The sequence below is a fragment of the Pantoea sp. GCM10028869 genome (assembly GCF_042666835.1).
GTDB classification, from domain to species: Bacteria; Pseudomonadota; Gammaproteobacteria; order Enterobacterales; family Enterobacteriaceae; genus Pantoea; species Pantoea leporis.
In genome coordinates this window covers 504,077-527,542 of the sequence record NZ_JBHTGO010000002.1, presented here as the reverse complement: position 1 = coordinate 527,542, position 23,466 = coordinate 504,077, and the positions used below count along the sequence as shown (strand labels likewise).

Annotated in this window: 33 protein-coding genes and 3 tRNA genes; 15 read left to right on the top strand and 21 right to left on the bottom strand. The window is 51.3% G+C overall.

The window, feature by feature from the left end; translation table 11 throughout:
* Positions 1–226: 226 nt before the first annotated feature.
* The 10 genes from ACFQW4_RS06720 to ACFQW4_RS06675 form a co-directional block, all read right to left on the bottom strand.
* Positions 227–655: an antiterminator Q family protein gene (locus ACFQW4_RS06720; RefSeq protein WP_377724464.1), complete on the bottom strand. Its 429-nt coding sequence runs from the start codon at positions 653–655 to the stop codon at positions 227–229.
* A gap of 24 nt (positions 656–679) precedes the next feature.
* Positions 680–1,684 (bottom strand): DUF968 domain-containing protein, encoded by a 1,005-nt coding sequence (locus ACFQW4_RS06715; RefSeq protein ID WP_377724462.1) that lies wholly within the window; start codon positions 1,682–1,684, stop codon positions 680–682.
* Positions 1,681–2,046, bottom strand: coding sequence for a RusA family crossover junction endodeoxyribonuclease (locus tag ACFQW4_RS06710; RefSeq protein ID WP_377724460.1), 366 nt, complete (start codon positions 2,044–2,046; stop codon positions 1,681–1,683). Before ACFQW4_RS06710 ends, ACFQW4_RS06715 begins: the two co-directional genes overlap by 4 nt.
* Entirely contained in the window at positions 2,043–2,870 is an 828-nt protein-coding gene (locus ACFQW4_RS06705) for a ParB/RepB/Spo0J family partition protein (protein ID WP_377724458.1), read from the bottom strand. Before ACFQW4_RS06705 ends, ACFQW4_RS06710 begins: the two co-directional genes overlap by 4 nt.
* Complete coding sequence (locus ACFQW4_RS06700; protein WP_255527800.1) at positions 2,867–2,989, bottom strand: hypothetical protein; 123 nt, start codon at positions 2,987–2,989, stop codon at positions 2,867–2,869. Before ACFQW4_RS06700 ends, ACFQW4_RS06705 begins: the two co-directional genes overlap by 4 nt.
* Positions 2,986–3,399, bottom strand: a complete 414-nt coding sequence (locus ACFQW4_RS06695; protein ID WP_192413784.1) for a helix-turn-helix domain-containing protein — start codon at positions 3,397–3,399, stop codon at positions 2,986–2,988. Before ACFQW4_RS06695 ends, ACFQW4_RS06700 begins: the two co-directional genes overlap by 4 nt.
* A gap of 2 nt (positions 3,400–3,401) precedes the next feature.
* The gene (locus ACFQW4_RS06690; RefSeq protein ID WP_377724455.1) at positions 3,402–4,271 is read right to left on the bottom strand and encodes a conserved phage C-terminal domain-containing protein; all 870 of its coding nucleotides are present in this window, start codon (positions 4,269–4,271) and stop codon (positions 3,402–3,404) included.
* Positions 4,261–4,443, bottom strand: coding sequence for a DUF4222 domain-containing protein (locus ACFQW4_RS06685; RefSeq protein ID WP_377724453.1), 183 nt, complete (start codon positions 4,441–4,443; stop codon positions 4,261–4,263). The genes ACFQW4_RS06690 and ACFQW4_RS06685 overlap by 11 nt, the downstream gene beginning before the upstream one ends.
* Before the next feature lie 267 nt (positions 4,444–4,710).
* Positions 4,711–5,241, bottom strand: coding sequence for a YmfL family putative regulatory protein (locus ACFQW4_RS06680; RefSeq protein ID WP_192413790.1), 531 nt, complete (start codon positions 5,239–5,241; stop codon positions 4,711–4,713).
* Positions 5,242–5,266: 25 nt separating this feature from the next.
* Entirely contained in the window at positions 5,267–5,509 is a 243-nt protein-coding gene (locus ACFQW4_RS06675; RefSeq protein ID WP_192413792.1) for a Cro/Cl family transcriptional regulator, read from the bottom strand.
* A 100-nt stretch (positions 5,510–5,609) separates the two neighbouring features.
* Between ACFQW4_RS06675 and ACFQW4_RS06670 the strand changes: the two genes are divergently transcribed.
* The 12 genes from ACFQW4_RS06670 (at position 5,610) to ACFQW4_RS06615 (ending at position 12,066) form a co-directional block, all read left to right on the top strand.
* A complete protein-coding gene (locus ACFQW4_RS06670; RefSeq protein ID WP_192413794.1) occupies positions 5,610–6,296 on the top strand; it encodes a S24 family peptidase in 687 nt (228 codons plus the stop codon).
* Positions 6,297–6,485: 189 nt separating this feature from the next.
* A complete protein-coding gene (locus tag ACFQW4_RS06665; protein ID WP_192413796.1) occupies positions 6,486–6,641 on the top strand; it encodes a hypothetical protein in 156 nt (51 codons plus the stop codon).
* 683 nt (positions 6,642–7,324) lie between these two features.
* Positions 7,325–7,843, top strand: coding sequence for a hypothetical protein (locus ACFQW4_RS06660; protein WP_377724450.1), 519 nt, complete (start codon positions 7,325–7,327; stop codon positions 7,841–7,843).
* The gene (locus ACFQW4_RS06655; RefSeq protein ID WP_377724448.1) at positions 7,830–8,003 is read left to right on the top strand and encodes a DUF1317 family protein; all 174 of its coding nucleotides are present in this window, start codon (positions 7,830–7,832) and stop codon (positions 8,001–8,003) included. The genes ACFQW4_RS06660 and ACFQW4_RS06655 overlap by 14 nt, the downstream gene beginning before the upstream one ends.
* A complete protein-coding gene (locus ACFQW4_RS06650; RefSeq protein ID WP_377724446.1) occupies positions 7,996–8,436 on the top strand; it encodes a hypothetical protein in 441 nt (146 codons plus the stop codon). Before ACFQW4_RS06655 ends, ACFQW4_RS06650 begins: the two co-directional genes overlap by 8 nt.
* Positions 8,436–8,783 (top strand): hypothetical protein, encoded by a 348-nt coding sequence (locus ACFQW4_RS06645; protein WP_377724444.1) that lies wholly within the window; start codon positions 8,436–8,438, stop codon positions 8,781–8,783. Before ACFQW4_RS06650 ends, ACFQW4_RS06645 begins: the two co-directional genes overlap by 1 nt.
* The gene (locus tag ACFQW4_RS06640) at positions 8,776–9,477 is read left to right on the top strand and encodes a hypothetical protein (protein WP_377724442.1); all 702 of its coding nucleotides are present in this window, start codon (positions 8,776–8,778) and stop codon (positions 9,475–9,477) included. Before ACFQW4_RS06645 ends, ACFQW4_RS06640 begins: the two co-directional genes overlap by 8 nt.
* 128 nt (positions 9,478–9,605) lie before the next feature.
* Positions 9,606–9,863, top strand: a complete 258-nt coding sequence (locus ACFQW4_RS06635; RefSeq protein ID WP_377724440.1) for a hypothetical protein — start codon at positions 9,606–9,608, stop codon at positions 9,861–9,863.
* Positions 9,860–10,432, top strand: a complete 573-nt coding sequence (locus ACFQW4_RS06630) for a hypothetical protein (RefSeq protein ID WP_377724438.1) — start codon at positions 9,860–9,862, stop codon at positions 10,430–10,432. The genes ACFQW4_RS06635 and ACFQW4_RS06630 overlap by 4 nt, the downstream gene beginning before the upstream one ends.
* Positions 10,432–10,770, top strand: coding sequence for a hypothetical protein (locus ACFQW4_RS06625; RefSeq protein WP_377724436.1), 339 nt, complete (start codon positions 10,432–10,434; stop codon positions 10,768–10,770). Before ACFQW4_RS06630 ends, ACFQW4_RS06625 begins: the two co-directional genes overlap by 1 nt.
* Position 10,771: 1 nt before the next feature.
* The gene (locus ACFQW4_RS06620) at positions 10,772–11,044 is read left to right on the top strand and encodes a DUF4224 domain-containing protein (protein ID WP_377724433.1); all 273 of its coding nucleotides are present in this window, start codon (positions 10,772–10,774) and stop codon (positions 11,042–11,044) included.
* Positions 11,044–12,066 (top strand): tyrosine-type recombinase/integrase, encoded by a 1,023-nt coding sequence (locus ACFQW4_RS06615; RefSeq protein WP_377724431.1) that lies wholly within the window; start codon positions 11,044–11,046, stop codon positions 12,064–12,066. Before ACFQW4_RS06620 ends, ACFQW4_RS06615 begins: the two co-directional genes overlap by 1 nt.
* A 114-nt stretch (positions 12,067–12,180) precedes the next feature.
* Here ACFQW4_RS06615 and ACFQW4_RS06610 read toward each other — a convergent pair.
* From ACFQW4_RS06610 to uvrY, 6 genes are all read right to left on the bottom strand, one after another.
* Positions 12,181–12,266: transfer RNA gene (locus ACFQW4_RS06610), tRNA-Leu, on the bottom strand.
* Positions 12,267–12,277: 11 nt separating this feature from the next.
* Positions 12,278–12,351, bottom strand: a tRNA-Cys gene (locus tag ACFQW4_RS06605).
* A 42-nt stretch (positions 12,352–12,393) separates the two neighbouring features.
* A tRNA-Gly gene (locus ACFQW4_RS06600) sits at positions 12,394–12,469 on the bottom strand.
* Positions 12,470–12,740: 271 nt separating this feature from the next.
* Positions 12,741–13,289 (bottom strand): CDP-diacylglycerol--glycerol-3-phosphate 3-phosphatidyltransferase, encoded by a 549-nt coding sequence (gene pgsA, locus ACFQW4_RS06595; protein WP_008102316.1) that lies wholly within the window; start codon positions 13,287–13,289, stop codon positions 12,741–12,743.
* 68 nt (positions 13,290–13,357) lie between these two features.
* Entirely contained in the window at positions 13,358–15,190 is a 1,833-nt protein-coding gene (gene uvrC / locus ACFQW4_RS06590; protein WP_192234346.1) for an excinuclease ABC subunit UvrC, read from the bottom strand.
* On the bottom strand, positions 15,183–15,842 hold the full coding sequence (uvrY, locus tag ACFQW4_RS06585) for a UvrY/SirA/GacA family response regulator transcription factor (RefSeq protein WP_008102320.1): 660 nt from the start codon (positions 15,840–15,842) through the stop codon (positions 15,183–15,185). Before uvrY ends, uvrC begins: the two co-directional genes overlap by 8 nt.
* Positions 15,843–16,272: 430 nt before the next feature.
* Here uvrY and ACFQW4_RS06580 point away from each other — a divergent pair, with 430 nt between their 5' ends.
* A complete protein-coding gene (locus ACFQW4_RS06580; RefSeq protein WP_007887303.1) occupies positions 16,273–16,500 on the top strand; it encodes a DUF2594 family protein in 228 nt (75 codons plus the stop codon).
* A gap of 32 nt (positions 16,501–16,532) precedes the next feature.
* Here the strand turns inward: ACFQW4_RS06580 and ACFQW4_RS06575 are convergent, their stop codons facing one another.
* On the bottom strand, positions 16,533–17,144 hold the full coding sequence (locus ACFQW4_RS06575) for an acyl-homoserine-lactone synthase (RefSeq protein ID WP_101760897.1): 612 nt from the start codon (positions 17,142–17,144) through the stop codon (positions 16,533–16,535).
* 121 nt (positions 17,145–17,265) lie between these two features.
* Positions 17,266–17,988 (bottom strand): transcriptional regulator SdiA, encoded by a 723-nt coding sequence (gene sdiA / locus ACFQW4_RS06570; RefSeq protein WP_101760898.1) that lies wholly within the window; start codon positions 17,986–17,988, stop codon positions 17,266–17,268.
* A gap of 553 nt (positions 17,989–18,541) precedes the next feature.
* Between sdiA and ACFQW4_RS06565 the strand changes: the two genes are divergently transcribed.
* Positions 18,542–19,216, top strand: coding sequence for a DUF4396 domain-containing protein (locus ACFQW4_RS06565; protein ID WP_377724427.1), 675 nt, complete (start codon positions 18,542–18,544; stop codon positions 19,214–19,216).
* Here ACFQW4_RS06565 and ACFQW4_RS06560 read toward each other — a convergent pair whose 3' ends face one another.
* Positions 19,217–19,915 (bottom strand): extensin family protein, encoded by a 699-nt coding sequence (locus ACFQW4_RS06560; protein WP_101760900.1) that lies wholly within the window; start codon positions 19,913–19,915, stop codon positions 19,217–19,219.
* 408 nt (positions 19,916–20,323) lie between these two features.
* On the opposite strand from ACFQW4_RS06560, the gene cycA reads away from it, so the two are divergent.
* Positions 20,324–21,715 (top strand): D-serine/D-alanine/glycine transporter, encoded by a 1,392-nt coding sequence (gene cycA, locus ACFQW4_RS06555; protein WP_101760901.1) that lies wholly within the window; start codon positions 20,324–20,326, stop codon positions 21,713–21,715.
* 102 nt (positions 21,716–21,817) lie between these two features.
* Here the strand turns inward: cycA and ACFQW4_RS06550 are convergent, their stop codons facing one another.
* Together ACFQW4_RS06550 and rutR are read right to left on the bottom strand one after the other, a co-directional pair.
* Positions 21,818–22,792, bottom strand: coding sequence for a metal-dependent hydrolase (locus tag ACFQW4_RS06550; RefSeq protein WP_377724425.1), 975 nt, complete (start codon positions 22,790–22,792; stop codon positions 21,818–21,820).
* A gap of 23 nt (positions 22,793–22,815) precedes the next feature.
* Positions 22,816–23,451: an HTH-type transcriptional regulator RutR gene (rutR, locus tag ACFQW4_RS06545; RefSeq protein ID WP_110865882.1), complete on the bottom strand. Its 636-nt coding sequence runs from the start codon at positions 23,449–23,451 to the stop codon at positions 22,816–22,818.
* Between the last annotated feature and the right edge of the window lie 15 nt (positions 23,452–23,466).

Sequence of the window (23,466 nt, the reverse complement as noted above, 5' to 3'; positions counted from 1 at the left end):
ACAAAAAGCCCCATCGGTTAAGACGGGGCTTTCGGCCTGATATGCGAGATGAATGATTGGACTAAAGAACGATACACATCAGGCGATTTACTATTTACAAAATCTGATTTTTTCTGTCAAGAATAAAAACGCCCGATAGCTGGTGAGGCTTCGGGCGATTTAAATCACTCACGTTATTTGCAACTGATTCTTGATGATAAGTAGTACTGCGTAGTAACGACTCTTATCACATTACCAATGATTTTGCGGACCGCGTTAATGTTTTTTGAATAATTTTTCTGGGCTCTAATTCCGGGTCCATTTCAAGCCGAACATCCAGCCATGCCAGACAACCTTCAATAAAACCTTCAGCCAATTGGACCTGAATGCGGATCATCTTCTCGTCGCATTTCGCGCGCTGCGCGAGCTTGCGTTTAGATATGTTGTAAAAGTAATGCAGCACAATTAACTCGTGTTCATCAGGACGGCGGGCGCGAAGTTTGGCTAAGCATGACTCAATGACCAAACCATCATCATCAGTGCATGACAGGGTCATTTTTGAATCCTGTGGTAGCAGCCCTTTGAACCCAGCCGCAATTGGTGAGTAATCTACACCGCTACGATCAGAGCGCGCCCATCCTGCCCAACGTTCTAATACCTGTGACATGTCACGCATAAATATTCCTCCACGCTTTTTAATTTACCCGATCACGCCGACTGCAATCGAGTGATCAAGGAACCTGAACAGCAGCTCTAACTGACTGCCGTATTTTTCTTCGAATGCCCTCATGTCCCGGTGCAGTTCATCGTGATGCGCCCTGCAAAGCGGTATCACAAACAAATCATGCGCCTTCGTTCCCATTCCTCCCTGTCCGTGTCCGATTATGTGGTGTGGGTCGTCTGCTGGTTTATTGCAGCAGCCGCATGGCTGCACCTTGACCCAACGCGTGTACTTCTCATTGCTCCAGCGCAGCCGTTTTGGTCTCGCCATAAACGACTGCGGCGAATCCGGGTCGGCTTTGATGGTCATCACCTGCTTAACCGACTCTACCGCTTCCTGAATCACTTCCCGCGCAGCGCGTGCCGGGTTGATATCTGCCTCCGGCATTGGCCCAGTTGCTGGCTTCTCCACCGGCATACGTAGAACGCGCCGCGCTGGTGCTTCCGGTATCAGGTCGATAACTTCCCTGATGCATGCCCACCAGCAAAGCTCTGGCAACGTCATCAGGTGATCTGCGCCTAATCCCATCTGGATGCATGCTGATTCGATAATCCACCTGGAAAGATTGTCTGCTGCGACTTCTTCCAGTTGTGCCGGTGCGCCATTCGCGCGGCAAAAATTATCATGGGTGTAGCACAGGCAAACCGCTCCGCGTTCGGTCCGCAACGTAGTGTAATCGTGGTGATGATAAGAATCTTTTTCGTGTTGCTGACAAGAGCGAATTTTTTGCACCCATGTGACGTGTGCCTCCCATCCACCAGCAGCATCGATCACTCGTTCATCAGCGAGGAAGGTTTTCAGCAGCGGCTCATCAAGCAATGGCTGGGCGCTGTCGTTGATTAAACCTGAGGGCAGGTTCGATACATCGCCCGATGGGGTGCACACCAGAACGCGTCCACGAAACATCGGTAGCAACTCGCGTCCCGGCTTCAGCAGCACAATGCCAGTTTGATGCGCGATTTCAGGTGTCAGTATCGCCCTCATGCCGCCACCGCCTGATATGCACCAATGGTAATCTCAACGTAGCCGCTCTTAGTAACTGGCCCCCACTCAACCGCCATTCGCTTAATTTGGCTGTCGTCTTTCCAGATGCCGGAATGTGTCAGGCTGTCGAATAGCGCTTTCAGGTAATTATCAAGGTCGCGAGATCGGCTATCAGGTGGTGCAATAATCACGGTGACTTCTACGGCACAATCCAGCGGCTTAGGCTTGCGGCCTAACTGCATGTATACCGCGGCGATCGCGTTTGAACGGAAAGAGCGCCCGGAGGCGCTGATTAATACTCCCTTTGGCGTGTGACGCCAGTAGGTGTTTACTGTCGGAGGAAATGGCAGGGTTAATTTCATTCATCCTCCCGGGTTTGTGCAGAATGCTGCTCGTATTCCTGGAGGATGCTGGTGATCTCAACTGCAACTCCGGGTGGCAGTTTAAAATATTCTAAATCAGGGTTGTCCTGAAGTAGGACGGCATCCTTCAACAGCTCAACCAGACGCCGCGCGCGAGTCGCACTGAACTGCGGCATTGCGGCGGCGCGGGTCAGTTTCTTCTTGCCGTCTGCCTTCGCTTTTGCCAGCTGCGTTTTGGCAACGGTTTCAGCCTTCGCGCCATGCTCGCGAACCATAGCTACTGCAGTTGTGGCCGCAACTTCGCCGGCCTTCACCATTTCGATTAAGTCATCACCTACGGTCAACAGCGCCAGATGTTGATCGATGTCTGACGGAGAGCGTTTAACCTTTTTCGCGATTTCTGCCGGTTCCCAGCCCTGATTTTTCAGCCTCTGGTATGCTGCAGCGCGCTCAAGCGGCTCAAGTGGGCGACCCTGACTGCTCGTCACCATGAAGGCGATGCGCTCTGCCTCGTTGCCTACGAAGTCTTTGCACTCCAGGCGGATTTCATGTCCTGCTTCCTGCGCCAGCTTCGCGCCGTGCCAGCGGTGGTGACCGTCGATCACCTTCACGCCCTGCTTTGTCACCTGAACGGTCAGAGGTGGAACATTCTCACCGGCAATGTACGCATCGCGGAATTCTTCGACATGAGCCTGATCGATGTCGCGAACGTTGTAACCAGGTTCGATATACAACTCACTAACGCCCAGCAGGTAAGTTTTACGTACCGTGATGTCGGTTTCGTTGTCATCTTTGTTTTTGTAAACCTGAAGCAAATTGCTCATGCTGTTTTCAACTCCCATATCAGGGCAATAACTAAACCGGTAATCATCAGAACCGCTGCGCGAATGCCACGGTAGTAATCTTCGTTGCGCCAGTAGTGCGCTTTGATGGCTGCTTTCATCGGCGGAAGCTCCCACGGTTACCAAACGGATCGGGTGCTGGCTTCGGGTCGCGCTCTTTTGCCTTCGCCACGCACATGTTTGCCCGGATTCGCGCTTTCTCACGGAGACCAGCTTTGCGGGTTGACTGCTGCGCCTGCTGCCAGACATTGGCCGCGCGGTTCCACAAATTGCGGTCCTGAAGGCTGTAAGCCTTATTGCTGAGGGCAATGTATTTTTCGTCGCCATCGCCAGCTGGCTCTGCGGTGAAGTAGTGGGCTTCGGCGTCGCTCCAGACATCACCAACAGCGGTCATCACCGGCAGTGCAGAAACTACGGTGCTGCGGGTGCGTCCGATAGCTCTGGCGATCTGTGCCGGGGTCTGGCCGGGAAAGGCCATCAGGTGCGTAAGAATCAGCGTTTCAGTGTTCATCGTTACCCCCGGAAGCCATCAGGAATTTCGTAGTCAGCGCTCGGCACATGCATTACGTCATGCTGCCACTTGCCGCCTATGCAAGCTGGCCTGCCTTTTCGGTGCCAAACCTTTGCTTTCTGGAAATACTCGGAGAAATTTTCAGGCCCGAAAATGGTCTTCGGTCGCAGGTAGTCGCACATTTTCGGATCGTCTAACCACTTAGCGGTGAGGTAATCAACAACCAAAATCAGGTCTTCTGATACGTAATCAGGTTCGGCAAGGCGACCACGAATAAATCCCATCGTGGTTTTCCCATCGCGATAGCTCGAATTAGTTTTCTGATTAAAGTGATCCAGAACGATTTTTGCCGGTTCGATGTCGTCTGGTTGTGAAGCAACCTGACAAGGTGTTTTATCTGTTGGATCATTAGTTGAATTTACTGACGGATCGTCGCCAGATTCTGGCGGGTGAAAACTGCCACTGTGCTGGTAATCTGGTGCACCAGATTTTGATGCGTCAGAAACTGTTGCGCCGGTTTTTGATGCATCAGTATTTGACGCGTCAAAATTTGATGTGTCAGATTCTGGCGCATGAGAGTTAGCCATATCTCTCAGCATCTTCACGTTCAACTGGTACATGTTTGAGGTGTTGCGGTTGCCCTTACGGCGAGCTGTAGATGTCAGCCATCCATCGGTTTCGAGCTTGCGAATGGCTGCGCGAACGGTGCTTGGACCAGCTCCAATCTGACGAGATATAGTGGCAATCGAAGGCCAGCAAATCCCTTCATCGCTGGAGAAATCAGCTAGTCGCGCCATGATGGCCACGCTGGTAATCTTCATTCCCGCTGCGGCGCAACCGTCCCAGACGTATGCGGATAATTTAACGCTCATGTGGTGCCTCTATTTCCCAAAAGTCGCGCTGGAACTGGTGCAGAGGGCAGAAGCACTCACCATGTTCATAATTTTCGCGGAGGTAGATAACGCGGTCTGATTCAGGCTCCCAGCGGATAACTCGAACGGGAATACCGCGACGATCTCTGAACCAGCGGTTAATCTCTCGCACTTGTCAGCCTCCGGTTTACGGTAAAAGTCATTCCACGCGTTCTGAACTACCAACGGTTCCGCAGACTGGTAGTTGTCGGCCTGACCTGCAACGCGTAATATTTGCTCATACCGCAACTGACCAGCCTCCACGCGGCAGCGGAATTGCACTAAAGGTCTTGTTTGAATTAAGCTGTTCATGTCGTTACTTCTCCACGCAAGTTGATTTGACGATGCCGAGCGCTCCGGTCTGCAAACTGGGGCGCTCAACCTTTCTGCTCTACCCATCTCATAATTCCTGTGCCTGAATCTGCATGCCCACTTCTGCTTTGCGGTTGGACATAAACATGTCTACCGAATGCTCTGTTACGCCAACGCCGTACAGCGCGAGGAAGCCAAGAAAGCCATGAATCTGGCCGCGCATCTTTTGCTGAAACAATCCAGACAGCGTTTTAAGCTCCTTTTGGTCAATAACACCGTCTGCTACCGCTTCCTGTTTAGCGATAGCCAGCTTTCCGGCAGTTGCTTTGTTGCGCAGCTCGATGTCATACAGATCAACCTTGTCCACTTTCTCAACGGTTGAAACGTCCACCAGCGTCAGGCCCTTACGATGAGCGAAGTACTCAGCCAGGTAAGTGCTGCGCGACAGGTCTTCCATACGCTGCAGCTCGTCCAGAGAGAAGAAGCGACTACCGCACTTGCGGTACAGGTGGTTGTGGAACTGATCGATGGTCATGCCCATGTCATCAGCCATACCCAAACGACCGTGTGGATGTGCTTTGCACATCAGGCGAATCGCTGTGTTGATGGTGTCTACCATTTCATTATTCCTGTTGTAGTTACCGCTAAGCGGCGGTCGCTTTAGAATTCAGTTCGGGCCAGATTTTCATCCAGTCGTCGGGATGAAGGTCTTTTCTACTTACAGCGCCGGCTGAGTTAATCTCGATCAAAACTGATAACGCCGGACCTAATTTTTGACCCTTACTAATTGCCTTACGGAGGTATTCAATTGAAGTTTCGCAAGTTGCAGCGAAGTCCCGTTGCTTACCCAGCGCAAGGCCATTCAGATACGTTCGTAACGTTTCCATGAAGCCTCCAGTGGTTGACGAAATGAGTATACCCGCAAGTATATTTTATTCAATACCTGAGGGTCATTTACCTGCGAGTAATTTTTCGTATGATCTTGGTATGAAAACCGAACCAAGCCATGACATCTACGAAATCCGCCGACTTAAGCTTCAAGAGCTGGTTGATGGATATGAAACTCAGCGGAAGTTCGCAGAGGCAGCAGGCCTTGATGCGACCGTAGTTTCTCGAATGCTTTACCCTTCAGGTAAGGCGAACAAGCGCAATATTGGCGAGCAATCTGCACGTCAAATAGAAGACTCTTTAGGCCTGAGTCGCGGTTGGTTGGATGGTTTAGCAAACACTAAAGATTCAAATGTGGCCTATGCAGGCCCGAACGAGCCCAAGGGAAACTTTCCAGTGATCAGCTGGGTTAGTGCAGGACAATGGATGGAAGCTGTAGAACCCTATCACCGTAAAAGTATCGACCGCTGGTATGAAACAACTGTTGATTGCTCTGAGAGCTCATTCTGGCTTGACGTTAAAGGTGATTCCATGACAGCGCCGGCTGGGCTAAGTATCCCCGAAGGCATGGCAATTCTGATTGATCCAGAGGTTGAAGCCAGAAATGGCAAGCTTGTAGTCGCAAAGCTTGATAGTGAGAACGAAGCCACCTTTAAGAAATTGGTCATTGATGCAGGTCGAAAATTTCTTAAGCCGTTGAATCCCCAGTACCCTATGACTGAAATTAATGGTAATTGTCGGATAATAGGGGTTGTAGTGGATGCAAAAGTCACCAACCTACCTTAACCATCATCAGTCCCCTCTAACCCGGTCTTGACCGGGTTTTTTGCGCCCTCAATATCTCGCCGATAAATAAATTCTCTTTTAATTCATATCCATATACCCGTGCGTACAATTTATTTACCTTTGAGTATTTACACTTAATATACTCGCAAGTATATTTAACCCATCGGATGTATACATGAGGTAGCCGCAGTGAAGATGATCAAGCAAATGGCCGACACCAGCTTACGGGACTTGATCACCTTCCTGTACCTCTTCCCTGATGCCGAACTCATCTGTGATGCAGATACCGGTGTCATGACGTTCGAATGCTGTGAAGTGGATGTGGAATACAAGGCTGTGTTTTAAACGTTGAGTGTTTGGGCGGTTTCTCCGGGGCTTTCAACCCTATCAGGAGAGGGAAGATAGTGTTCGACCGGTTTAACCGCCACTTTTTCACAACGATGAGAGCATTTGACGGGCGCACCGAGCCGCGTCACAGAGGCGTTAAGTGCTCTCAACGTTGTGGAGGATCAGGTAATGCGGAACAGTTCGGCGCTATGCGCCAATATGGCCAATAAGACCTCATGGAACGGCGGGGAATCGCATAGGCCTGTGAACACAACACCGGGGGCAGCACCGTAAAAGTCTGCCAGTTCGTAAGCTGCGTGGTGGCGCAGTTACCCGAACCACGCTGGCTGGGAGGTCAGCACACAACGGTGAGAGCATTTCTCTGTGGCGAAGGAAACTCCAGAAGACCTTCCTGAACCGATTAATGCTCTCAACCATTGTGGTGATGGCACCAAGTGCGAGTGTGGTGAACTGGCCCAAACGATTACGCGATCGGTTGAGGCTCAAAGTCTAAACCCGCTCTGGTTATTGCCAGTTCAGCCAGAGCACCGGGAGGCACCCGGCACCGCAATACCTTTCAACGTGGAGTAACGAGGCTACAGGTTTTGCAGAACCTGTCAGCCAATTAAATGAATCCCTCAGTGATTTATTGCCAGCAATGGCAAGGGATTCTTGCAGCCCAAAATAGGCGTGGAGGATGAATGGCGTATTGGAAATTTATTAAACCGGAGCAATTGGCGGCGTGGGATAAATTGCGCGCGGATGAAACCAAAATGCGTGCTGAAGGCAAAGAATTTGCCGCACGTTTCGGCGCTAGACCTGTGTTCAGCAATGACATTAGCCGCTCAGTGTTCCATGGAGTGAACTTCAATGAAGTGTTCCATGTAGCCAAAGAACTATGGACTAAACCATCCAGCAATAATGGTTTCGCTAGTTGGCCGAAAGCAAGAGCGCCAAAAGGTTTGAGTGAAGAATTCAAATCGCTCAGCGCTGAGTGGAAAGTCAATTACCCACAAACAAAGGTCAGCAATGACGAATTTTACTCAATTATTGGTTTGGATTGGGGAATGCTTTTCATCAGCGGCATTACGTATTTTCGGCACGGCGATGCCATTTACGTTGAGACAAAGGCGCAGCCTAAGCAAGAAGCTGAAGGCGTGGAGATTGTTGGTAGCGTGTTCGATGCAGCGAAGCGGGAGTATCTCGATGCAAAAGCCTAAAGATCACATCATCGTGGGCGCTATCACCCTCACCTTCAACCAGCAGCAGCAAGGTTGGGAACACGGCGATCAGATAATCAAAAACCCATTAAAAGCGCAGCGCATTGCAGAACGTATTCACCTTCGCGACCTCAACATTAAGGGCCACCAGCATGACTAACAAAGAACTCGTGGCAGCTGGTCACGCATTTGCTAAAGCTCAGGGCGCAGATGCGCCACTTACTGAAATCGCAAAGCTGGTATCAGACCTTGCTACCCGTCTCGATGTGATTACTGTTCTTTCTGATGTGCTGGCAGTCGAGAATCTGTCGCTGAAAAATTACATCGATGGCGAATGCTATATCGAGAGCAAGCGAACTGGCGTCTACACCTGCGCCGGGATCAACAAACCTGAAACCCCAGCCACTGAATCAATGCTCAACGAGGTGCGGGCGGAGGGCGTAGAGATGTTTGCTGCTGAGCGTGAGGAGTTGCGCAAGCATTACGTAGCGAAAAAGGACAGAGAGATGGCGATTAGTGCCGATCATTGCGCTATGGCGGCATTAGCATTTGCTGAGGAACTCCGCGCAGGCAGTACCAAAGGAGGTGTGTGATGAGCAAATATCGCAAAGGCATCGCCTATCTGCGCCCGATGAAAAAGGGCGATAAGTCAGATAGTTTTATGGTGTCGATAAAAATGGCCGCTCTCACCACACCTAATCTCTGGAAGCACCCGGAGCACATTCGACCGTGGGTTATGGTGCAGCATGGCGTCAAGGGTGTTGCCGCTGCCTTCATGAACCGCGAAGAGGCATTACGCAGTGTCATGTTCCACGCGACGCCGCGAGCACGCAACCCAAAGCACAACCGCAAGCGCGGGCTTCGTCGCACCAAAGGTGACCTGAATAAAGCTTTCCGTAAGTTCCGCTTCGAAGATGCACGAGGAGGCGACCATGCGTGAGCGCGGAATTATCTTCAACGCCGAAATGGTTCGTGCAGTTCTGGAAGGCAGAAAGACGCAGACGCGCAGAGCTATCAAACACCAGCCTTTTATCGATGGTGACTTTTGGAAGATGGATCATGCCGGTTGGGGTCGAGGCTTACAGTTAGCGCCCCATGGAGCCAAAGCTGAACTCTATCTTGCAAATCACTGCCCGTTCGGTGCTGTAGGTGATCGCCTGTGGGTGCGTGAGACGTTTCGTGTTCATAGCAGAGCTACGGACGTTGCAACTCTGGTGTATCGCGCCAGCGAAAGACAAAGTTGGACGCAGCAAACGCACCGCGTGCCAGTCGTAAATTGCAGTAAGCCTGTATCGCCTGAAAATTGGACTCCATCCATCCACATGCCGCGCTGGGCTTCCCGCATAACGCTGGAGATTACCGGCGTTCGTGTGGAGCGTTTACAGGATATTAGCGAATCGGATGCAGTCGCCGAGGGGATCGAGCCGTTACCACTTGAACCGGATATGCCGCAGTTTTATCACGAATATTTCCCCATCGGCATCAAAAACGATCTTCGATGCAACATGTCTGCAGCAAGTTCATTTAGTGGGCTTTGGGAGGCTATTTACGGAAAGGAAAGTTGGCAGGCTGACCCGTGGGTGTGGGTCATTGAGTTTAAGCGTGTGGAGGGTGTGCATGTTCAAACTTCATAAGCTGGGACGCACCGGCTTTGATTATCTCAATATGAAGTCGCCACGCCACCAGCTTAAGCTGCAGCGGATCAATGTAGCTGGTCGCTCTTACTCTGCATGGCGTGATTCGCGGGCAGTGGAGGTGAAACATGATTAAGCCTCGGATATTCCTGCAGCGTGGCGTTTGGTATGCAACAAACAGTGGAGACATTATCGTTAGTGGCCTAACACCGGCAGCTGCGTTTGAGAATTACGGTGCGCGCTATAGCTTCCTTCACTATCGACTGGATGACGATCCGATGTATCAGGATTGTGTGCGTCACTTGCGTATTGTGTTCGGCTCCATCGCGGCGGCGGTTGTAGTGGTGGCTACAGGTCTGTGTTGGTACTACGAGGTGAAATCATGATGACCGAAGAGCAGTTGATCGACCGTATTTGCCTGACGTGCGTCGATGTTCGTCATGCAGCCACCGATGAGAGTGCGCAGAAATTTATAAACGATATTCGGGGCTTGGCGGTGCAACTTGCCGCACTCACCCAACCTGCAAGCCAGGCTTTGAATTTGCCTGATGGCTGGGTGGCGGTGCCGGTTGAACCAACTGAAGAAATGATTGTTGATGGCTTTGAATCCGAACCTGATGAAATCTTCAGCGATTCCAAGGTTTGGGAAGAGTACGACGCCATGAGCGGATGTCAGCAAGCCGCGCATCGCGCTCTACTTTGCTGGCAAGCAATGCTTTCAGCAGCCCCCGCTGTTCCACACACAGCACCAATAGAGCCTATATGTGCCACAGGTGGTGCAGAGTGGGTGAGCATTGAGGATGAGCCACCGAGAAATGGCTCGTGGTGTATAGCCATTGAAGAAGGCGATTTCGCTGGTGATGTCGTTTACTGGGAGAACGGCGCGTGGAAGAGTGAATTTGGCAGAGATGAGTACACCCACTGGATGTACCACCCAGCAGCTCCGGAGGACTAATGCCTAAGTCACCCGCAGAACGCAAAGCAGAACAGCGCGCACGTCAGGCAGCTGCCGGTGAGCAGAAACTGGAGCTGGTTCTGGATAGTCAGGAATTAGCGATGCTGGCGCACAACTGCGCAGCACGTCGCCCCGGTCGCGAACCCTATGAGATGGCCGAGTACATAGCGTTGCTGATTCGCCAGGATGATGCGCGTGTGCGTTCGAGATTTCGGGTAATCAGCAAGCGTAAGTGCGGTAAGTGTGGTGATCGATTGCCGGTTAGCGTTTGCCCATGCAAAGGCGAAGCAGCATGTTGGGCTAATCGCGGCTGGCATGAAACCAAATTAGTGCTGTGACATGTCACAGCAATCAAACCTGTTGCAGCAGGTAATGCGTGGAGGATATGTGCTGATGCAGAACGACATAATTTCTGATGCTGATATCGAAAAAATTACAGGCTACAAAATTCCGTCAAAGCAGTGCCATTGCCTGAAGCAAGCAGGCATATTTTTTGTGGTTCGGCGTGACGGCAGGCCAAGAACGACCTGGCAGCACTTTAACGACCCAATTACACATCGCAAAGTTGCTGAACAGGAAAACCATGAACCAAACTTCGGCGCGTTAGATTAATGGCTAGAACAAGAAAAAATACAGAAGATGCATGGATGCCGCCGCGTGTTTATCGCGGCAGATCAGCGTATGAGTTCCACCCAAAAAACGGTGGTGCCATACGCCTATGCAATCTTGATTCACCTCAGTCAAAGGTGTGGGCGGCATATGAGTCGCTCATTAACGAAATACCCGATGACAAACTTTTGGCGTCTTTGGCAGATCGTTTCTTCAAGTCAGCCGATTTTTTTGAATTGGCGCGTGAAACACAGAAGGATTACCTGAAGTATTCGAAAAACGTGCTTTCAGTTTTTGGCGCAATGCCATCTGATGCAATCAAACCTGAGCACGTCCGAAAATATATGGACAAGCGCGGACTTAAAAGCCGCGTGCAGGCCAACCGCGAAAAAGCTTTTATGTCACGCATGTACCGTTGGGGATATGAACGGGGAATGGTTAAAGGCAACCCCACGAAAGGAGTTAAGAAGTTCAAGGAGGAATCGCGAGATCGTTACGTAACGGATGCGGAATACCAAGCGCTTTATTCCTGTGCGCCGGACATTGTTAAAATAGCGATGGAACTGGCTTACTTGTGTTGCGCCAGACAGGCTGATGTCTTGTCGATGAAAAAAAGCCAAATCGTTGAAGAAGGTATTTTGATTAAGCAGAGTAAAACCAGCGTAGCCCAAATTAAAGGGTGGTCCCCTCGCCTTACATCTGTGATCAATATGGCGTCAGGTTTAATCCTCAAGCCTGGCATGAGCAGTATATTTATCATCCACCAGCCAAACGGTTCTGGTTATACGCGCGACGGTTTTAATAGTCGCTGGAGTGCAGCGCGCGAAGAAGCCCGGATTAAATTCCCGGAGCTGCTTTTCGATTTCACCTTTCATGATTTGAAAGCCAAAGGTGTATCCGATCTTGATGGGGATCTATACGAGAAGCGGGCAATTACAGGCCATAAAAATGTAGAACAAACCGCAGCTTATGACCGCAAAATTGTCGTAGTGCCAGTGGTTGGCGGGCAGAAGAAAAGCATCTGATATTAGGAATCGATATTAGGAACCAAATCGCAGGCACAAAAAAACCGCCCTTGGGCGGTTACGACATTACTGCATATTGCTTTGATTTTATTTGGTTTTTCACAGCTTGAAATATGGTGCCCGGGGCGGGACTTGAACCCGCACAGCCATAAGCCGAGGGATTTTAAATCCCTTGTGTCTACCGATTTCACCACCCGGGCAGGGTGTAAATTGGAGGCGCGTCCCGGAGTCGAACCGAGGTAGACGGATTTGCAATCCGTTGCATGGCCACTCTGCCAACGCGCCTTTAATCTGGTATGTAATTCGTTGAATACGAACCACTAAATTTGGAGCGGGAAACGAGACTCGAACTCGCGACCCCGACCTTGGCAAGGTCGTGCTCTACCAACTGAGCTATTCCCGCATAACCATCGTATTTGAGTTTGCCACTGCGTTGGCTGCCTTCACTCACCCAGGTCACTTACCAATGTAAGCTCCCAGGGATTCGTTCAGTTGCCGCCTTGTTGCCAACTCAACTACTCGGTTCTGGTATTTCTTCATCGAACTTGCTGATTTTATTCAGCTTCTTGCAGACTCGCTGCCGTTCGATGCGATGCATTCTACTTATCTGACGCAGTGAGTCAACAGAATTATCCACACACTGCGTCCGTTTGCTGCTTTTTAAATCGCATCGATCAGCTATCGAGCAAATCGCCGCGCGCTGCGCTTAAATACTGGAACATTGACCAGAACGTCAGCACGGCTGCGATGTACAGTGCGACCACACCCACGCCAACCACCGTGGCTTCTGGACGCCACAGCAGGGCAAACAGCGAGAACATCTGCGCGGTGGTTTTCACCTTGCCGATCCACGACACCGCCACGCTGCTGCGTTTGCCGATCTCCGCCATCCACTCACGCAGCGCAGAGATAATGATTTCACGCGCGATCATCGTTGCCGCAGGCAGCGTAATCCACCACGCGTGGAAATGCTCCGCCACCAGCACCAGCGCAATCGCCACCAGCACTTTATCCGCAACCGGATCGAGGAACGCGCCAAAACGCGTGGTCTGCTTCCAGCGACGCGCTAAAAAACCATCAAACCAGTCAGTAACCGCAGCAATCACAAAGATCAGTGCAGTAGCAAAGGGAGCCCATTGAAATGGCAGATAAAACGCCAGGACAAAAAAGGGAATAAGTACGACTCGAAACAGGGTAAGACACGTCGGAATGTTAAATTGCATATGCCAGTAACTGTCTGGTGTGAGTAGGGTTTCATGTATGTTGCTACATTGCCCCCCCTCTTTCAACGTTAGTGTTTCAGTGAGTAGTAGATTTTTTCCGCCAGCGCGGTGGAAATTCCCGGCACTTTAGCAATCTCGTCGACGCTGGCATTCATCAGCGGTTGCAGGCCACCCATATACTTGAGCAGCTGCTGGCGCCGTTTGGGCCCCACGCCTTCAATACTTTCCAACGCGCTGGTGTTCTTCACTTTGGCGCGTTTTTTCCGGTGACCTGAAATCGCATGATTGTGAGAGTCATCACGAATATGCTGAATCACATGCAGCGCAGGCGAGTCCGGCGGTAAGGAAACGCCCTCACCTTCCGCTTCAAAGAACAGCGTTTCCAGCCCGGCTTTACGATCGCTACCCTTCGCCACGCCGAGTAAAATCGGACGATCTTTATCCCAGGGTACATTCAACTCGGCGAAAACCTGTTTCGCCTGCGCTAACTGACCTTTACCGCCGTCGATGATGATCACGTCGGGGATTTTGTCCTCTTCCAGCGCTTTGCCGTAACGACGGCGCAGCACCTGATTCATCGCCGCGTAATCATCGCCCGGCGTGATGCCCTCAATGTTGTAGCGACGGTAATCCGAACGCAGCGGACCATCACGGTTGAACACCACGCACGACGCAATGGTCTGCTCGCCCATGGTGTGGCTGATGTCGAAGCACTCCATGCGATGAATGGTGTCGAGCTCAAGGAACGTCGCCAGCGCCGCCAGACGCTGCTGAATGGTCGAATGCTGCGACAGCTTGGTAGTCAGTGCCGTTGCCGCATTGGTGCGCGCCAGTTTCAGGTAGCGTGCACGGTCACCACGCGGCTTACTTTGAATATTCACTTTACGTCCCGCCAGCGCGCTCAGCGATTCCGCCAGAAGCTCACGTTCCGGTAGAGTAAAGTCCAGCAGAATTTCCGCCGGCAAAGTGCGCGCTTCACTGCCTTGCAGATAGAACTGCCCGACAAAGGTTTGTACCACTTCGGTCAGTTCGGTATCGGCAGGTACTTTCGGGAAGTAGCTGCGGCTGCCGAGCACTTTGCCCTGACGGATAAACAGCACGTGCAAGCAAGCCATGCCAGCATCAAAGGCCACGCCCATCACATCCAGGTCTTCACCCTGATTGGAGACAAATTGCCGCTCGGTTACGCGTCTTACCGCTTGAATCTGGTCGCGTAAAATCCCGGCCTCTTCAAAACGCAGTTCCTCACTGGCATTTTCCATGCGCTTGACCAGCTGATTAATCACCTGATCATCTTTCCCCGCGAGGAACAAACGCACGTAATCAGTTTGCTGCGCATACTCCTCTTCGCTAACCAAGCCGGAAACGCAGGGTCCAAGGCAGCGGCCAATTTGATACTGCAAACACGGGCGCGAGCGGTTGCGATACACGCTGTTTTCACACTGGCGAATCGGGAATACCTTTTGCAGCAGCGCGAGGGTTTCACGTACCGCATAGCCGTTCGGAAACGGGCCAAAGTATTCGCCTTTGGCGTGCTTCGCGCCACGGTGCATCGCCAGACGCGGATGGCTATCGCCACTGAGGAAAATGTAAGGATAGGATTTGTCATCGCGCAGCAGCACGTTATAGCGCGGCTGGTAGAGCTTGATGTAGTTATGCTCCAGCAGCAGCGCTTCCGTTTCGGTGTGCGTCACGGTGACGTCGATGTTCTGAATGTTGCTGACCAGAACTTCAGTTTTGCGACTGCCCACCTGCGTACGGAAGTAGCTGGTCAGGCGCTTTTTGAGGTCTTTGGCTTTACCAACATAGATCACCGTGCCGGTCGCATCGTACATACGGTAGACGCCGGGTTGGCTGGTCACGGTGCTGAGAAAGGCTTTGGAATCGAAAACGTCACTCACTACTGATTAATGGCTCCGCATTGAACAAGCCATGTCGAATGGCCAAATGCGTTAACTCGACGTCGCCACTGATATTCAACTTGCTGAACATGCGATAGCGGTAACTGTTAACGGTTTTAGGGCTGAGACTGAGTTGTTCGGAAATTTCCGTCACTTTCTGCCCGCGTGTGATCATCAGCATAATCTGCAATTCCCTTTCCGACAAACAGCTGAAGGGGGATTCGGCTTTTTGCGGTTCGATCTGGCTGAGTGCCATTTGCTGGGCAATATCCGAAGCGATATAGCGTTGCCCTGAATGCACCGAGCGAATCGCACTCACCACTTCCTGCGGCGCGGCGCCTTTACTGAGATAACCCGCTGCGCCCGCCTGCATCACCTTCGCCGGCAGTGGATTTTCAGTATGAATGGTGAGCATGATGATGCGGATATCCGGGTTAAAGCGCACAATTTTGCGTGTCGCTTCCAGGCCGCCAATACCGGGCATGTTCATGTCCATCAGCACTACGTCAACCGGATTGCTGCGGCACCATTTCACGGCGTCTTCACCGCACGCCGCTTCACCCGCAATAACGAGGCCTTTCATATCTTCCAGAATGCGGCGAATACCGGCGCGTACCAGTTCATGGTCATCAACAAGAAGCAGGCTGATCAACGGGACGTACTCCGCAGGTTAAGAAAGGGAAATATATTTCAGAACGGTCATCTTACCGGTTTTCAGGTGGAAAAAACATCTACAGTCACAGATAAATCTCAAATGAACTGATGCAAATCAATAACATTTCTTTGATCCAGCTTTTACTGCAAAGGGCAATGAGATGCAAAATGAGATAAGTTAAATTGTTATTAATATCATTAAGTTATAATTTATAGCTCGATTTTATTGTCGCATTCCGATCGCCTGGTAAATAACAGCTAAACGCCAATTCTGGTTGCTGACAAATAGCGCAATGCGCAATTAAAAAGCGGTCTGACTTTTACCGCTTCGCTTCATTAAAATTCATCTGAAAACCCTATGATATACTCTCTTTCTTACGCACAGGAAGAATGTGTCAACATTGAGTAATACCCCCAAGGAGTCAATTATGAGTGATGAAGATTTCGCAACTTCACGAGACACGCAGGCGCTGGCCGACGAAGTCGCCTGTCTGAAAATGATGGTGACGCTGATTCTGAAAGGAATGGGTCAAGCCGATGCCGGTAAGGTGATCATCAACATGGAGCGTTATGTGCAAGCTTCGTTAGGCGATAAGCCGCAGGCGGAAGTGTTTAATAATACAATTCGTCAGATCAAAACCGCTTACCGTCAATAAGCGATGTGCCCCGCGCGAAATGCGCGGGGTATTTAGCTGTGTGATTGCCAGTTTACTGAAACACCCAGCGACGGCAGCACCTCTTCCGGGCTAAAGCGTCGTGTACCCCGATATTTCTCCGCCAGCGCCGGTTGATCAACCGGAATGCGAATGGCAAACAGATTGTCTTCAGATTGGATCAAGCCCGGTGAGAGCGGCTCGTAGACTACCTGATGCTGTTCGAACATCTTCTCAAGCATTGGCGTCGCCGAACTGATCAAATACTCCATGCCGCTCAGTTCTGCTAATTGCACCGAGTGCCACAAAATACTCAGCGGCAGCTCCGCGTCCACCTCAAGGCGCGCCGAGAAGCGCGACATTTCCCATACCTTTTCCTGATCGAAAGGCAGAATAAAACCTTCCGGCACCTCAGGTTCATGCCACGGCAACAGACGTGCGCAGCCGCAAATACCCTGACGAGCGTTCCAGGCAATCAACCAGGTGACATCCGAACGATCAAAACGATCGTACTCTTGCCCTGGCGTACTCAATCGCGGTGGAATCGACCACCCTTCGCCGCGCGCAAACACGCTATAGCGATACGTTCCCAGTTCTGCCAACAGTGAGGACGGCATATCCTTAAGCTGTGTTTGAATTACTTTCATCATGCGCCTCTGACATCCCCATGTATGCAATGATTTCTTTGAGCCAGCCTGGCAACGTTGCGCGCAGGGTAGACAACTGACACGGGAGAAGGAACTACTAAAATTAGTAGTTGCTTTTTCGCTATATCAGGCCAACCGCAGCGGCATAACAGGCAATCTGCGTTTTATTGGAAACATTAAAACGCTTTTGCATATTCTTTTGGTGAAAATTCACCGTATGTTCAGATATGGCTAAAATAAGTGAAATTTCCGCCGACGTTTTTCCTTCCGCCGTCCATTTTAAGATTTCTAATTCACGCTGACTAAAATCGTTAGATAAAACGACCATAGAATCGTCATTCAAACGCTCCAACACGCGCAAACTCAGTTCCGCCAGAAGATGCAGTTTCACCTCAAGCTCTATGCGCAAGTGTTGGGTCTTACTGTGCAGTGTCGATGCAATAGATAATATACCAATGGTACGATTTGGTGCCATTGCTGAGCAGGAAAAGCCGCTCATTAATCCCGCGGCGTTGGCTTCTGCCCACAAATTACCCGCGCCGGTAAATAAATCGCGCGTCCATTCAACACCCCGTCCCGGCCGCTGACAGAGTAATAGCACCGGATCGACCTTATAATAGTTCTCGCTTTCGTAGCGTTTTACCCAGCCTTCCGGGTATGTACTGAACAAAAACAAGCGCGGCCGGGTAAAGGGCACCGGATGCTGAACCAAAAAAGCGAAGTAATCGAAACCCAGCTTTTCAATCTGCTGTTGCAACAGGGATTTCAATTGCGTCACTTGCGTTAGCGCCAGAAATTCATTTTCCATTTCGCCTCGCCAGACGAAATAATTATCGGTCGTCATTATTGCCTTAGCGCTGTTTCACGCTTTTACATTCTGAAATTAGTTCGTGTTAACGCAAAAAATAAATTAGCCAGACAAAAAATATTGATTGAAAAAGGAGCAAATTTGCCAGCAGCTAGCATAACTCCTCTACTGTCAATGCGTTAACGTAATGGAAATGTGTAAGTTCACGTTAATTGTTAACAGGTTCACAACTTTAATTCCTCAGCAGATTAGAATAGGATTTTTCTGAAGTAGTTTCAATCATCCAGTTGATTGAAAATGATCGTTAGATTGATAAATTTTCAGCATCGTCATTAACTAAAATTATTAATGCAAAAAGCAGATTGTTTTGCTGTGAAAGGGGTTTGTACGGTGAATGAGTTTTGACTTAATGTTAATCCCACCTATTTCTGCGGTTAAGATAATACATTAAGTAATGATGTGATTTCTCTCACGCTGATTAACGGCTACGCTTAATGCTAGCGGAGTGAAAAGATGCATTGGAAGACAGTGCTGCAGTAAGGCTCAGGCGCATTGTCGCATGTAGGTGGGAAACTTAGCGGAACTGACTATGTTGAACCAGTTTGCATTACCTTTCCTTGTTCTGGGCGTCTGCACTGCCCTGATGATTTTAAAAGATCTTTTTCGCCATCCACATCCGGTGGCGGTGATGAATATCATTTGGCCATTTACCGGTTTGTATATGCCTTTTATTGGCTGGATCGTCTGGTGGTACTTAGGCCGTAAACCATCACAACAGCAAAAACTTGCGCTGTTGGTTCCACAAAAAATACGCAGTAACGCCAGTTGGCAAACTATATTTATTTCCACGTCATTATCCGCAGCGGCTTGTATATTTGGCGATATAATGACAATCCCGATAGTCACTTTACTAAAACAATCTGCCATTAATCCGACGATAGGCATGCAGGCGCTTATTTGCGTTATCGCTTCATTGTTTATGGGATTACTTTTTCAATTTCTGGCGATTCGCCAACGTGAAAAACATTCATTTGGCAGCGCATTATATTTGGCGCTGAAAACCGAAATTTTCCCCCTGCTGATTTTTCAATTAGGTATTTTTATCTTTATGGCGTTGGCCCTAAAGTTTGTGCTGAACGAGCAGGTCAATCCGCTGCTGGCGGCATTCTGGTTTATGCTGCAACTGGCCATAATGATTGGCTTTATTTTCTCCTGGCCGGCTAATCATTTCCTGATAAAACGTGGGCTTAATCCTGCGGTATAGCTAACGGCAGTAACCCGAACCGCGCATGCCAAGATGAAAATGGCTGGCATGCGCGGCGTTATAATCGGGCCCCAGCGCATTACCGAACGTCGCACAGCCGTTACGCCACAGCGCATGCAGTCCAGCCGCCGCATCCTCTGGCTGTTGCCAGTTTTTTCCTACCTGCAACCAACGCCCATTTGCCAGCTGAAATCCGGTAATATCCCAGGCATCGGCGCTGGCGTGCTCACTCAAACGCCCTTCCTGACGATGATAAATATTGCGACAGGCGTAGCTGCCAACATGGGCAATGCGTTTCAGCGGACTGTTAAAACCGGCCTGACGTAATGCGCTGTCGCTGTTAATCACAAACATGGTGCTGGCCACCGCCATCGGACAGCTGGCGAGAAAACTGCTGCTCAGCGTGACGTCACCGTAGCCGCTGATGCGTAGCGGCTGCTCAATCGGGCAATTCCCTTGCATAGGCGGCACGGCACGAAACTGCACCAGCCGCTGTTCACTGGCTTGCCGCATCACCGCCAGACAGGCAGCCGGATCGCCACTCAGCTTTTTTAGCTTGTAACGCGTCATCCAACCGGGCGGATCGGTAACGTTGAGCGGTGTAAAGGGGTTCCACTGAGGCGGCAGATGCGTTTTCAACCACGGCAAACTAAACCAGCCGCATACAGCCAGCAACGCGACGGCGAACAGAGCGCGCACAATGCCTCACTTTTCCTGATGAAATGAACTAACAAGTGTAGAAGTCATGTGCGCGGAAAGTGACGTAAATCGCTTAATTGTTGAAGATTTACGCAAAATGACTGCGCTTTAAACTCTGTAAATAATTACTGACAGAGCAAAGCACGTAAAAGGTCACAAAGGGGGAAAAACCATTACCGAAACGGGTTGGCTTTCCACTATCTTATGCCACTTGCCTGGACAAAGGCTCATAACGAATGCCCTAAATAATGTGAGCCGCAGGAAGGCGGCAAGTGTGTGAATCATTGGGAGCTTAATTTAGTCAGTTCCTGGAGTGAACACGCGTAGCCAACGCATCTGCGGCTTAAAGTATGACGGGCAAAACAGCCAATAGAGCTGACACAACATCTCGACAGGAAAGAAAAATTTATGGTTGATCAATCAAAAGAGGCGCTCGCTACGGCCGAACAGCCGGATAAACTCCAGCGTAACCTGCATAATCGTCACATTCAGTTAATTGCTATCGGTGGCGCCATCGGCACGGGGTTGTTTATGGGCTCGGGTAAAACCATCAGCCTCGCGGGCCCGTCGATCATTTTCGTCTACATGATCATTGGCTTTATGCTGTTCTTCGTCATGCGCGCCATGGGCGAACTGCTGTTGTCCAACCTCGAATACAAATCCTTTAGCGATTTCGCTGCCGATTTACTCGGTCCGTGGGCGGGCTATTTTACCGGCTGGACGTACTGGTTCTGTTGGGTGGTGACCGGCATTGCCGACGTGGTGGCCATCAGCGCCTATTTCCAGCTGTGGTTCCCGGACTTCTCCATCTGGATGAGCGCCCTGCTGTGCGTCTTTGTCTTCCTGGCTTTGAACATCGCTACGGTGAAGCTGTTTGGTGAGATGGAGTTTTGGTTCGCGATTATCAAAATCGTCGCCATTGTGGCGCTGATCATCACCGGCATTGTGCTGGTGAGCATGCATTATCCGTCGCCGAACGGTGGCACCGCGTCCCTGAGCAACATCTGGGATCACGGCGGCATGTTCCCGAAAGGCTTGAGCGGCTTCTTTGCCGGCTTCCAGATTGCGGTTTTCGCCTTTGTCGGCATTGAGCTGGTCGGCACCGCGGCAGCAGAAACCAAAGATCCGCACAAAGTTCTGCCGCGTGCAATTAACGCCATTCCGCTGCGCATTATTATGTTTTACGTGCTGGCGCTGATGGTGATCATGGCGGTGACGCCGTGGAATCAGGTGCTGGCGAATCGTAGTCCGTTCGTTGAGATGTTTGTGCTGATCGGCTTGCCTGCCGCCGCCAGCATCGTCAACTTCGTGGTGCTGACCTCCGCCGCCTCGTCCGCCAATAGCGGTATCTTCTCCACCAGCCGCATGTTGTTCGGCCTGGCGGAACAAGGCGTAGCGCATAAAGCCTTTGGTCGCCTCTCGGCGCGTGCGGTGCCAACCACCGGCCTGTTCTTCTCCTGCCTGTGTCTGCTGGCGGGTGTGGCGCTGATCTACCTGATTCCGGATGTGATGACGGTATTCACCATGGTCACCACGGTGTCGGCGATTCTGTTTATGTTCGTCTGGACCATCATCCTGTGCAGCTATCTGGCGTATCGTAAGCAGCATCCACAGCGTCATGCTGAATCGAAGTTCAAAATGCCGCTGGGCAAGTTTATGTGCTGGGTATGCATGGCGTTCTTCGCCTTTGTGCTGGTGCTGCTGACGCTGCAGGAAGATACCCGTCAGGCGCTGATGGTCACGCCGCTGTGGTTTGTGATGCTGACCATGGGCTGGTTGTTACGTCGTCGTAAAGCCTGATTTATCACGGCTACGTTAAGGCTGCCTTTTGAAAAAAAAGTGCAGCCTTTTTCTTTTTTGACAGAAAGCGCACCTCATCAGCAAACGCGCTTCACCACGAAGTCACAATCTCTCCCGCAGCTTACGCCACGCCTCACCCAATGCAGGACGCACCAAAGGTTCACGCTGCGGTGCTAGCTCCGGCGACTGCGGCGATCCCAGATTGAAGGTAAAGGTGTAATCCGGCTCTTCCCCCATCCGCAAATCGCTGATCAACGTGCGATCGCCCTCCTGCTTCATTGCGTAAAACCCATGACTAAACCACGCTACACGCTCGGCGTGCCATTGCCCTTTGAACGGCGCAAACAGCGCGGGTTGACGATCGTGCCAGCTTATCTGCAGCGAACGCCCCGGTGACAACAGCGACCAATAGGCTTCGCCGTAACGCTCTGGCGTCATGATCACCGTGCGCCATACCAGCGTATTAAACGCGGTCGGCGTCACCAGTAGTTGCTCCGGCTGCACTGATTGCTGCGCCAGCGCTTGCTCAATGTGTTGCGTCGCCATGCTCTGTGCCACCATGCTCCAGCCGAGATAAAGCGTACTCACCAATAATCCCGCCTGATTCCAGCGCAAGCCCACAGCATCGCGTCGCCACAGGGCGACGAGCAGCGCAATTAGCAATGGCAAGGTATACAGCGGATCGATGATATACATGCTGCCAATGGCATAAGGGAAATCGGTGAGCGGCAGGCCCAGCTGCGTACCGTAAACGGTGGTGAGATCCAGCAGCGGATGCGTCACCAGCGCCAGCCACATCGCCAGCGTCCAGCCGCGCCAGTGCGCGCGACTGCGTGTCGCACCGGCCACCAGCCAGCCGAGCAGCGGTGCAATTAAGGTGAGGATTATCAGCGCATGACTTTCGGTGCGATGCAGCGTCATATTGCGGATGGCATCGCCGTGATCGATAAACACGTCGAGATCCGGCAAGGTGCCCGCCACCGCACCCACCAGCGCCGCTTGCCACAGCGGGACGCGCTTGCCCATCACCGCAACGGTGACCGCCGCGCCTAACGTCAGTTGTGATAACGAATCCATGCACTCTCCTTGAAAACGCGGGATCAGCGCACGCGGATCCCTTCAATTATCATGCGCTGCACGTTTTCCAGCGTCTGTTCAAAAAACGCCGCATCGTTCAACGTCTGGCCGGTAATCGCTTCCACCTGTGAGGCGAAATCCGCATAGTGCTGCGTAGTCGCCCATAGCAGGAAAAACAGGTGCTGCGGCTGCACGCCCGCCAGCCGCCCTTCTGCGATCCACTGTTCGATAATCGCCGCTTTCTCATCCACCAGCGCTTTTAAATCACCGGCCAGTTCACCTTTCAGCAGCGGCGCGCCCTGCAACATCTCAAGGCAGAACAACCGTGACGCTTGCGGATGATCACGCGAGACTTCCAGCTTAAGGCGAATGTATTGACGTATCGCGGTCAGCGGATCGTGATCGTGCTGCAGCGCGCGCAGCGGCGCCAGCCACACATCAAGAATCTCTTTTAAAACCGCCACATACAGCACTTCTTTCGACGGATAGTAATACAGCAAATTGGTTTTGGAGACGTCGGCGCGCTCCGCCACTTTATCCAGGCTGGTGCCATGAATACCGTATTGCGAGAAGAAGGTTAACGCCGCTTCCAGAATGGCTGCCCGCTTTGCGGCGACCGCTCGCGAACGGCGTCCCGGTTTTTTTTCATCGCTTTTCACACTGTTACCTCTTCC